Annotated in this window: 7 protein-coding genes; all 7 read right to left on the bottom strand. The window is 38.8% G+C overall.

The features are described 5' to 3' along the window. Nucleotides 1–70: 70 nt before the first annotated feature. Nucleotides 71–1837 carry a RagB/SusD family nutrient uptake outer membrane protein gene (locus tag H7U17_RS04370; protein WP_222439136.1) on the bottom strand — a complete coding sequence of 589 codons (1767 nt, stop codon included), beginning with the start codon at nucleotides 1835–1837 and terminating at the stop codon, nucleotides 71–73. Between the two features lie 18 nt (nucleotides 1838–1855). Beyond that, complete coding sequence (locus H7U17_RS04365) at nucleotides 1856–5323, bottom strand: TonB-dependent receptor (RefSeq protein WP_222439135.1); 3468 nt, start codon at nucleotides 5321–5323, stop codon at nucleotides 1856–1858. 160 nt (nucleotides 5324–5483) lie between these two features. Continuing rightward, nucleotides 5484–6533 carry a FecR family protein gene (locus tag H7U17_RS04360; RefSeq protein ID WP_186755251.1) on the bottom strand — a complete coding sequence of 350 codons (1050 nt, stop codon included), beginning with the start codon at nucleotides 6531–6533 and terminating at the stop codon, nucleotides 5484–5486. Nucleotides 6534–6694: 161 nt separating this feature from the next. Further along, complete coding sequence (locus H7U17_RS04355; protein ID WP_186755249.1) at nucleotides 6695–7306, bottom strand: RNA polymerase sigma factor; 612 nt, start codon at nucleotides 7304–7306, stop codon at nucleotides 6695–6697. A 340-nt stretch (nucleotides 7307–7646) separates the two neighbouring features. Then, on the bottom strand, nucleotides 7647–9887 hold the full coding sequence (locus H7U17_RS04350) for an alpha-L-fucosidase (protein WP_186755247.1): 2241 nt from the start codon (nucleotides 9885–9887) through the stop codon (nucleotides 7647–7649). A gap of 216 nt (nucleotides 9888–10103) precedes the next feature. Continuing rightward, a complete protein-coding gene (locus H7U17_RS04345; RefSeq protein ID WP_222439134.1) occupies nucleotides 10104–11708 on the bottom strand; it encodes a family 20 glycosylhydrolase in 1605 nt (534 codons plus the stop codon). After that, nucleotides 11666–12187: a glycoside hydrolase family 20 zincin-like fold domain-containing protein gene (locus H7U17_RS20560; RefSeq protein ID WP_222439133.1), complete on the bottom strand. Its 522-nt coding sequence runs from the start codon at nucleotides 12185–12187 to the stop codon at nucleotides 11666–11668. Before H7U17_RS20560 ends, H7U17_RS04345 begins: the two co-directional genes overlap by 43 nt. Nucleotides 12188–12276: the final 89 nt, after the last annotated feature.

The following is a 12276-nucleotide window of genomic DNA, read 5'->3' as shown; positions in this document are numbered from 1 at the left end:
AAATTGAGGACTAAAAAAAAACCATGCGGCATTGACCAATAGGTCAACACCACATGAGTCATTCATTTTATTAAAGTGTAGGATCAAAAGTCCCACCTTCCCAACCTTGGTTCTGTTCCAAGTTTGGATTTCTGTCCAAGTGGTTAAGTTGTATCGGGAAGAAATAATATTTCTCAGGCATACTCATTTCCTTAGGTCCTGTAGTAATTAATTCTACCACTTCATAAGAGAAATCACCTGGCAACAGGGAGTTATTATTGGCTGCTGCAACATCCTCTGGCGTAACTTGGTCATAAGTTCTGCCATTGACTTCCAAAGCCATCACCCCATATTTGTGCATACCATCCAATCGATCAAGCATTCTGTGCCTTCTTAGGTCCCAGAATCTCTGACCTTCGAAGGCCATCTCGATGTACTTTTCATGAAGAATCGCTTCTCTGATTTCTTCTCTGGACATTCCAGGAGTCAATCCATACATACCATCATTTCCTGCCTCAATACCTGCCCTGGCGCGAATATCTTTCAGTACTTGGATAGCCTCATTGGGATGACCTGTTTCATTGGCCGCTTCTGCATAATTGAACAATACCTCAGCATACCTCATTTCTGGCCAATCTACATCATTGATATTCACCAACTCTGGAGGAAGTTCCTCCATGATGCCTTTTCTACAAAATAGCCCCGTTCTATAGGCGGATTCCCCTTGGATAATATACCCGAAGGCATCCACAGAAAGGGCAATATTGGTCATCGTATACTGTCTTCTGTCAGTCTTACCACTCAAAGGATAATTTTCACCATTCCAAACCAGGTTAGCTGCAAATCGTGGATCCCTGTTTTCCCAGAAACTTTGGACATCGTAGGTATATGCTGAGCTTGGGTCACCTGGCATTTTTCCATCTTTCATAGGGAATGCCTCTGCCAAAGCCCAAATTGGCTGATCACCGCCAGTAGCATTTTTTGATTCAGAAAGTGGCCTTACAGCATCTTCCCTTCTTCCATTGGTCTTAATGGGATCCACATAAACCACGGAAAATATATTTTCCTTATGATCAGAAGTTTCAAATACATCGGTATAGTTATCCAACAATCCATAACCATTGGCATCCAAAAATTCCTTTGCAGATAAATTGGCCTGATAGGCATCTAGCCAATGACTATTATCATAAGGATTGGATGGGTTAAATTGTGGAGAAGCTTTGTACAATAACACCTTGCCTTTGAAGGACCTGGCTGTGGCTTGATCAATTCTTCCAAAATCATCCCCTGAGTATTTTACAGGAAGATTACTAATGGCTTCATCAAGATCCTTAATGATAAAATCAAAACATTCTGCTGTAGTATTCCTTGGTACTTCCAAATCATCACTCAATTGCTGAGGCACCGTAATAATCGGAACACCACCATGGTAGTACACCATTTTAAAATAAAGATAGGCGCGAATAAATTTAGCTTGTGCGATCAATTCAGACTGATCCTCAGGATCAATATTACCAGCAGGAAGCTCTTCAAGCATGATATTTACCCGCCTTACAATATCATAAGGCCAAAACTTCATGGTTCCGTTGTTTTCTGTAATCCAGTCTGGACCTATGATTCCACCACTTTCATCAGCTCTGTTTCCTTCATTTAAAGGCCAGCCTCCAAAGGTACTGCCATACAAAGCCGACAAGTACGCATTTACCGTCTGCACATCATCAAAAGTTCCCTGACCTGGGTAATTACTCAGATCGTCCACTTCATCCAACACATTATCGCAGGAAGATAAAACTAGGCCTAAGCTTAGTATCAAAGCGAATGCTTTATATATCCAGGTTTTATATTTTCTAATTGTCATGATTTTCAGATTTCAGGTTTAAAACTGTACAGTAAGGCCACCGGTGAAAGTTTTCATCAACGGATAAGAGTCTAGGGTGGCCTGTTCAGGATCATGCTCTTTTAGATCTGTGATCACAAATAAATTGGTGGCATTCCCATAAAGTTGCACCCTATTAAGTCCAATTTTATTGAACCATTTTTGTGGTAAAGTATAACCTAAATTGAGGTTCTTAAGCCTTAAGTAGGCACCATTTCTCATCCAGAAAGTTGATGGGCCACCACCATATTCCGGTTGCATCCAGACACCGGCTACTCTTGGATATTTGGCATCTGTATTTTCAGGAGTCCAGTATTCGTCCTGAGACCACAGTTCAAAATATGGTCTATCACCAATCTGGAATACACCACCACCATTTCTGGTTCTTACCATTCTATCATAAGCTCCTACGCCTTGGAAATGGACATTAAGTGAAAAACCTTTCCATTCCCCTCTAAAGCCTAAACCATAATTAATTCTAGGGGTGGCATTATCACTTAAAATAGTTTGATCATTTCCATCGATCTTTCCATCTGCGCCTTCACTATAATTAGCTCCTCTGATATCCTCAAAAAGTATGGTACCCAAAACTGGCTCCCTACCAAATTGGGTAAAACCTTCTGGCAAGGCATCCAATTGTTCCTGGGTTCTAATGATACCTTTTGAAATATAGCCACTCAATCTATTATTAGGATGTCCGATATTACTTCTCCAATTGCCTTCATACGTTCCGTCGGTGAAGGATTCAGGCTCATCTAAGATATCCCACTGGTCCTTGGCATAGCCCATATTGCCATAAATACTATATTCCAATTCACCTATGCGGTTTCTCCAATCCAAATTAATTTCAAAACCTTTCCAGGATCTTTCCGCATAATTAATGGCTGGCAAGTCGGCACCATAAGTGGTAGGCGTAGTCCCCTGTCTATTTCTCAAAATATCACTCTCTGTTTTTCCCCAAACATCAAAATCACCTACCAATCGGTTATTAAACAAGCCAAATTCAATTCCCGTATTCCACATAGAAATGGTGGACCAAGTAATATCAGGATTGGGGACTGCCCCAGGCACAAGACCATCATAAAGAGAGCTGCCAAACACATAACCTCCTGACTTTTGATATACCTGACTCCATCTCCATGCATCTACCCCATCACTACCAGTAGTACCATAGGAAGCACGGAGTTTCAATTCATCAAATAGGGATAAGTCCTTCATAAACTCTTCCTCACTCAATCTCCATGCTAATGAGCCTGATGGAAAGAATCCCCATCTTTTACCTGGTGCAAACTTATAGTTCCCATCATACCTGAAAGAAAATTCAGCAATGTACTTCTCAGCATATTTATAATTGGCCCTACCTATCCACGAAGCCCTGGCAAATTCACCCTCAGAACCGGAAAACCAACGTCTCTCCGTATCAGAAGATGTATTATAGATTTGGTCGATGGTAGTGGAAAGTAAATCCTCGGCACGACCATTGATATACTTGCTTTTCGATCCAGCTTGCTCATAAACTGCCAATGCACTTATATCATGTTTCCCAAAAGATCGCTGATAATTCAGGAACCAGTTAAACTGATAGGCATTAGATAGGGTAATATTTTCCTGTATATTTTCATAACCTGAACTCAGGTTATGACTACCCATTTGGTTAAAATTCACCGGGCCTGGAATAAATTTATTACTCGCATCAGCAGACTGGAAAATATAGTATTTATTATGTACCACGAAGGACTTCATATTCCTATCATAGGCATTGATATTGCCTTGAACACTGGTACTCAAGCCCTCTGTAATATCACTCAAATCCAAATCCAATTTTAGGATACCATCAAACGTTCTGTATCGGGTATCCCTATAACCACCCTCATTAAGCATCAACTGAGGTGGATGCCATCCTCCTGATGTTTTCACGGGTATATCATTTGGATTATTGGTAGGATTTCCTGCTTCATCTACATAAAAAGGATATAATCTGGTCCAGTTGAATGTTGCTCTGTAAAAATCACCCACGTTAAAATCTTCTGCTCCATCATATGGCCAATACCATCTATTATAATCCCTTTGGTTTCCACTGATATTTAGGCTCATTTTAAGTTTTTCGGTAATCTTTGCAGAAATATCTGATCTAAAGTTATACCTATCATAACCTAGGTTCTTATAAGATCCCTCTTCAGTATGATAGCCCATCATAACATAATAGTTCACATCTTCCGTCCCGCCCCTTACACTTAAATTATGTTCCTGAACAGTAGGAGTTTGCCAAATCAAATCATTAATGCTGTAAGACTTATCTGAAAAATAATTCATCACTTCCTCTCCATAAGGATGGGGAAGTCCCCTAGAATCAGCTACATTATTCAGATACCTTAACTCATCCTGAGCAGAATAATCTTGAATGGGTTGTGTTGGATTTGAAGAGGAATAATTCCCCTTATATTCAAAAACTGGTTTTTGGTTGCTACCTCCTTTGGTGGTCACCAATACTACCCCATTACCTGCACTAGATCCATAAATAGCGGCACTAGCAGCGTCTTTTAGAAAACTGATATTTTCAACTTCATTGGGATTCAAGGCATCAAAATCAGATTTATTTCTAATTACACCATTGATAACGTATAGTGGTTCACCAAAGCTTCCTCTGATTCGAATAGAAGAACTCGCACCAGCCAGACCTGAAGTACCGACCACTTGCACACCCGGTGCCCTACCTGCTAAGCCATTGGATAAATTGGCCAAAGGAACATCAACAATATCGTCAGTCTTTACTGCTGCAATAGAACCGGTAAGATTGACTTTTTTCTGAGTACCATAACCTACTACGACTACCTCTTCTAATTGCTTCGAATCTTCTTCCAATACAATTTCAAAGCTAGATTGATTACCTATCTCAAATTCCTGAGTAACAAAGCCCACAAAAGAAACCATAATGGTAGCTCCTTCAGGCACGTCCAATAAAAAATTACCATCAAGGTCTGCCGCAGTCCCAATAGTAGTCCCTTTCACCAAAATGGTTGCCCCAGGAATTGGATTTCCTTGTTCATCCTTAATGGTGCCTCTGATGGTTTGCTCAGGAATCTCTTGAATTTGAGATCGTTTTCTGTGGACCCTGCTTACATCAATACCATTATTAACCTGCCTAAATGAAACGTCATTTTGGGCAGCTATTTGCCTTAAGATTCCTTCTACAGTATCATTTCTTTTATTAAGCATGATAACCTGATCCCTATCAATATCACTCTTGTCAAATGCAAATTGAAAATCTGTAGTGGTTTCGATGTGTTGAATGATTTGATCGAATGTCATGGTTCGACTAGGAACCTGCATTTTCACCTCATCAATACTTTTGTATTGGGCATTAACCTCTGATGCCATCACCAGGTTGAAGAACATCAGCTGCACTACAAACCCATAGAGGAAATATTTGGACAACATATAAATTGTCTTTTGTAGTTTTAATTTCATAATTTTGAGTTGTTAGATTAATAATAATTTAATGTAGGGTGATGTTAATCAGTTGTTTTCCATTCCCCAATGCAACACACTGTTAATCATCACGCTACGACCTACCGGATTTTCCGGTAGGTTTTTTCATGAGGTGTTTGAGTATTCTATTTCCATTTGGTTAAAATTTGATTGTAATTGTTTTATCATTCATTTCGTAATTGAACTTTTCGATATAAGCAATCCTGGACAAGACCCTTTCTAAGCTGGCATTATCAAACTGTATAGAAAGATTCCATTCCCGCTTTGGATTACCTTCATAATTAATGCTTACCCCATACCAATTTTCCAATCCCTCTATTACCTCTTCAAAATTATTTTCACTGAACACTAATATCCCATCTCGCCAAGCAAGGACACTGTTCATATTAAATTCCCCTATATTGGTCTTTCTGGATTCAGCGGAATAAATTAATTCTTGACCAGGCTTTAGTAAGTTCCTTCCCTTATCAGCTAAGTTTTTGACCTCCACTTTACCCGTCACCAGTGCCACCGAAATCACATCATTTTTGTTGTTAATATTAAATGAGGTTCCGAGTGCTGTGGTCACCAGATCAGAAGAAGTTACCCTAAATGGTTTTAGAGGGTTATGTGCCACTTCAAAAAATGCTTCTCCATTCAATTCCACAGGCCTTGATTCACCTTTGAAATCCTCTGGATAGCGAATCGAACTATTACTATTGAGCTGAACTATTGTTCCATCTGGTAGTTTACAATTAAGTCGCTCTCCCTGCTTAGTGGACTTTTCTAACATGGCCACTACCTGCTCAACTGGAGCCTTGTTACTCCAATTCCAAAGAGAATGAAAAATGAATGAAAGCCCGAAAACCAAAATAATAATGGAGGCAACGCGGTAAATTTGTTTGTACTGAAACCACGACAGGTAGGAATGAATGATGTCATCCTTTGGACTATTAAATAGAAGGTCTCCATTTTGTCCTCTCACCTTATCACTCAATATATTATTCAAAACCTCATCCTTTATTTCTTGGGAAGGAGATTTCAGATGGAAGCCAATACCTGAAACAATTTCTCTCGCTAGTTTAATATCATTAATCCTAGAAGGGTTTGCTTTTATCCAGTTAGACCAATACAAATCCAGTTCCTCATCAGGGTTTTTAACCCATCTGACAAACTCAGGATTAGTTAAAAATTCGGTTAATTGATTCATTTAAATAATTTTCTATCTTCTATAGATATAAGAAGAAAACATTCAAAATGACATCTATATTTCTGAAATAAATTTGAAAAAAACCAAAAATCCTTGAAAATGAATCATTTGAAACATTAATAAAGGCAAGTTATTTTTAAGAAAGTGGAAAATAATAAAGCTTAAAGCAAACTGCTTTTCAAAAAATCTAAAGCATTATAAAGCAAATTCCGAGCAGATTTCACATTTGAAAAGCCCATGATCTCCTTTATTTCTTGGTAGGAAAGATTTTCGTAATAAAAATAATAAATAATTTCCCGTTTTCTGGGAGGTAATTGTTGAATAGACTTATTTAATTTCTCAACCATCTCCTGACTTAGCTGTCTATCAATTAACAATTGCTCATGTGAAAATTGAACAGAAAATGAATAATCATTCTTTAAGTCCAGTAATTTATAAAACCCGGACTTTTGCTCTTTCAAAACCCTTCTTTTTAAGGATTTATACAAATAAAACTTGATATTATTGGTACCTCCTAATTTTGATCTGGACTTTCTTATCTCAATGAACAGTTCTTGTACGGCATCCTTAACCAAGTTTTCATTCCTGCAGAATAAGCCACCAAATTCAAATAGTGAATCAAAAAATTTCTGGTAAATGAAAATAAATGCGGATTCATTTCCAGCTTTAAAAGCCGACCAAATTGCAGCATCACTCATTTGCTGATAGTCTTGGCTCAACAACCTTAGACTGCTTGAGTTTTTTTCTTCTACTAACTGCAATTCCTCATTCATGCTTATGAGATGTTTGTTTCCCTTTTTACTAATTATTTCTCTTCAACAAACTCTATAAATCCATAAGGATTTAAAATATTTAATACTATTTCCATCTAATTAAACAATAATAAAACGCAAAAACAACAGGAATCAAAATTTAAAAATTCACAAACCTTTCAAAAAACATCTATCAACCTTTATTTCCTTATATAAAATCAAAATGAATTACCTATTCTCCTATAATTCAAAGATTAATTCAAAATTTAATACGGCATAAGGGACTAAAAATTTACGAATACAAAAAATCAAACTTTCTAAAAACAAAAAATGCCCTGCAATTTCTTGCAGGGCATTCAAACTATTCGACTAATATCCCTATTTCAGCTATGGCAGCCCTTTTATTTCCCCCTGATATCCGGCTGGCTTCAATCTTCACATATCTTGCTGGGAATGCCTTTTCAAATTCATGCCTTCTTTCAGAAGGATCATTGATCAGGTTTCCAAAAATAAAGCCATCTGCAAGGACCCAGCTTATACCATTTTCAGATACATAGAATTTACCTTCTTGAATCATACCCTTTTTATCATTCAATGGTGGTGCATAGGTAAAGCCTGTAATATCAATGGTCTCCCCTAAATCCAATACCAAACTTTGGCCAGAGTTTCTGTTCTTATCAGTTTTCCAATAACTCTCTATATTCTCATCAAAGGCTTTATTAGCCTCAAATCCTTGTGATGCACTGCTTGAACTAACCTCCTTCCAATTAGCTTTACCTAGCCCAAAGAGTTTCTCTGCAATAGGCCCCTTATCCTCTTTTCCAAAAGCAATGGCCTTTATTGTACCATGACCAAATTCAAATGGTCCATCGTAGGTTGGGGATGATTTGTTAGGTTCAGCCCCATCCAAAGTATAATGAATGGACAAATCTTGATTCAAACTTCCTGCAATATCCTGATCGTAGGTTTTCCAAGTAAATGATCCAGCTGCAGCACTGATGCTTACTTCCCCTTCTCTAATTCTACTGATGACCAATTGTGGCGGCCTGGTATGGTATAGGTATGCTGAAACCTCAGCTATTGCTGGAATATACCTAGCATCTAAAATCCTTACCCTTAACTTTTCAGTAGTCACCTCGGGAAAACGCAGGATCCTTTTATAACCAATATTCTTTCCTTCTGCAATTTCCTTCCAAGCACCATCAACCCAAGCATCCAAAGCAAAGGAGGCAACCCTTTCACCATGTGTACTGATCGCTTCCTGGATCATAAATCTATTAAGGGTAATGGCCTCATCATTTTCTATCATAAAGCCCTCTTCTTGATTGGGCAGCAATACAAAGGATTTTGGATCATTATCCAATAAAGCCGGTTCACCATCTGCTTCCTCCAATAAATCCTTACTGTATGTTTCTCGTATTCTTTTGCCTACCTCTTTCAGCACAGCCACATCCCTTTCAGGGAATAATCCATCAGTATTAGGTGGAATATTGAGCAAGAAAATGGAATTTCCTCCAACAGAGCGTTCATAAATGTCAAAGACATCATCTGCACTTCTTACTCCCTGTTCATCATCATTCCTATAAAACCAACCTTCCCTAATTGAAGTATTGGTTTCTGCAGGCTGATAATGCAGGTAATTCGCATCATATAGTTTTTCTAGACTGGCTACCTCTTCACCAGTAATATCCTCGAACCGGTTCATTTCATTAGGATTTTCTTGGTAAGGAATCACATTCCATTCTGCTTCTCTGGTCTTGCCTGACTCATTTCCGCACCACCTGATATCCTGACGGCCAAAGATGACCGCATGAGGAGCAAGTTCTCTGATCAATTCTTTCCATGCGGCATAATCATAGGTCTGTCCGCCCTTTCTTTTCGGGTGCGCCCCATCAAACCAAACCTCATCAATTCTTCCATATTCCGTCAACAACTCAAAAAGCTGATTGAGGAAATACTCATTATAATCATCTACCTTGAATTCAAAAGTGGTCTTATTTTCAAAAGGCCTTCCTTCAACTGCTCTTGGAATGGTTCTTTCAGTTTTCTTGGAAAGATTGCCATATAGCCCCTCTTCATTCTCAATTTGGTATAAATCTGCAGGAGAAAGATAAACGCCCAATTTCAAACCATATTTCTCACAGGAAGCAGAAAGGTCCTTAAGCACATCCCCCTTGCCATCTTGGAATTCTGTGGACATAATACCATGTTCCGTATACCTTGATTGCCAAATCACAAAACCATCATGGTGCTTAACCGTCAAGATCACCTTGGTCATTCCTGCATCCTTCATGGCCTCGCACCACTGATCCGTATCCAGATTTTCCAATTCAAAAATACTTGGCTCCTCAAATCCAGATCCCCATTCCATGCCCGAAAAGGTATTCGGACCAAAATGGACAAATGCTATAAATTCATCCTTTAAAGCCTCATATTGATTGGCTGTAGGAACCACATGGGCAGCCTTGATACGAATGCTGTCTTCAGTATCATCAGCATCAATGGCTATGGTTGATGCTGGGGGCATATAATTACCCTCAATTTTGCTGTTACAGGCAATTGTCATTGCGCAAAGCAAACCTGTTATTAATTGTATTTTCATGGAAAATTTAATTTCTAGTTTGGATCAGACCGTATTCAATTAAACTGCTTAAACCTAAAGAGTTTAAGATTTACTAATTTATCACCTTTATGATTTTTTCTCAAAAGGAAAATATATTTCTCAAAAAGAAATTAAAGAAACAAGGAGATTCTTACCCATATTACATATATATTTTACTCCTCATCTCTTGCTTGATACTCAAAATGAAATCTGGACTTATTCAGGTTTTGGTGAAAACTTCCATCCATCCATTTCCAACGGAACAAAGGTAAACATCCAGTTTTGGTAAGAGGTAGCCCCTGGTATTCTGACCAGAATTTTATTCCAACCTTTTTTTAGACTAATCATTGCAGGATCTCTGGTCCAATAAAGTTCCTCTACTGTCCAAGGTATTTCCTGGTCCACTTTGCTGCCCCAGCCTTCTTGTTTACTTGGCTTCCACCCTGGTCTTTCCCATTGAGGCCCTTCCAATTCTTGGTCATTTAACCAGATCTTACCTCCATTGATATCCCAGCTGCCATTTTCAGCTATTCCAGTAAAAATCCTGTTGGCTCGCATCGGTGTTTCAAAGCCTATCCAGACAGGCACTGATCTATCCCTATCGCTATGAATATAGGTCAAGGCATACACGCTTTCCCCTGGTTTTGCTTCAGGATAATATCCGCCCAAATTGAATCGGTCAGTGATGATTAATGTATTCCCTCTAGCATCTTTCCATTCCAAGTCCTGACCATCCATTTTTGCCCCATCTTCCAAAGCTTTTAGGAATTTCTTTTCTTCCTCCATATTAAAGGGACCTGCTAGCCTCCACTCCTTATCACTTTGCGGTAAATAAGAAAATGGTAACCCTTTAAAATACCCTTCCTTATGCACCATCAAATATTCCTCAAAAGCAGAAAAATAGTCTGCTGCTTCAGTCTCCTTATTAGGCATCATTGTCCAATACTCTTGGGGAGCAGCCAGAATATCCGCTGTCCAAGTTGCCCAAGCAAAGGTCAGCAGGCCTGAATAAACCGGGTTTTCCTTAAATGCATCCATACCTTTTCTCAGGTTTACATCAGGCCATAAGCATAATATACCGCCTATTGCTTCATTACCGGGAGCCGCCATAATCGGCTTAAAGAAAATCTTATTGACATAGGTCATTGGCTCACCACTGTTGATATAGCTTTTCCTGGAGTCAATTTCTTTGATCCCTTTTGTCATATTGGTAGTATCCATTGCTCCCCAGGACTGCCTGATCACGGAACTATCAGTCTTTAAGCCAGGACTCCAAACCACCACTTCCCTACCATCACTTTGCACCTTTTTGACCATCCTAGTAATAAACTCCTCCGGATTAGGAATATGCACCTCATCTGAACCTATATGGATGATCGGGGCCATTTCATAAGGAATCTCTTCAAAAAACTCCTGCAAAATATTTTCCAATGCTTCCATTCCCTTTTCGGATTCCATGCGGAAACCCATTGAGGTAATAAAGGAATCACTATGGCCTGGCATATCAATTTCCGGTATTACTCGAATTGCCCTATCATTTGCATAAGCGATCAATTCCCGGATTTCCTCATAGGTATAGTACATACCAGGATCTCGGCTAGACCTATGATTAGAGCTTTCGGTTAATTGGGGATAGATTTTACTTTCAATTCTCCATGCTGGCCTATCAGTTAAATGCCAATGAAAAGTATTCAATTTATAATCAGCCATAATATCCAGCTGCTCCTTAAGCAGTTCCAAAGACTGATAATTCCTCCCCACGTCTATCATAAATCCCCTTAACGGATAAGCAGGCGCATCACTGATCTTACAAAAGGGCAAAACGGCTGAATTCCTTTAAGGCTAATAAGTTGCTTCAAAGTCTTAAGGGCATAATATTGACCGGTTTCAGTTGCTGAAACCACCGTGATTTTTCGGGAAGTCACAGACAATTTATAGGCTTCATCAGCAAGGCTAGTTTCCTGCAAAAACTCCAAACTATAATTGGCCTCCGGATTGACCTCGACCCTGTGACTATTAAAAATTTCATATAGTTCCTTTTCTATCAGCCTGGATACTGAACTTGGGTTCTTTACTGAAATAGATTGAAAATTCATATTGCCACCAGACCAATTCACCTCTCTTGGATAAGGAATCAACTTCACAGGGGCATCCATCAACTCTTTAGCTTCGTAGCGAGCCTGAAAAGCATCTGAAGATTCCTGTCCATAAATTTCATTGCTGGTAACCAAAAGGACTAAGCATCCTAGAATATAGTTTAGGCGGCTTAATTTCCTGCAAACATTCGTTCTGACAAACATAAGGTAATTTGTATATGAGATAATTTTTATTGCCTATTCTTAAAATACCTATAAATAACTATATACAGTTTTATTCCTGCATAAATTAC

Source organism: Echinicola salinicaeni, assembly GCF_014280965.1.
Lineage (GTDB): Bacteria > Bacteroidota > Bacteroidia > Cytophagales > Cyclobacteriaceae > Echinicola > Echinicola salinicaeni.
The sequence above is the reverse complement of the archived record's forward strand: the minus strand, read 5'-3'. Positions and strand labels throughout refer to the sequence as shown.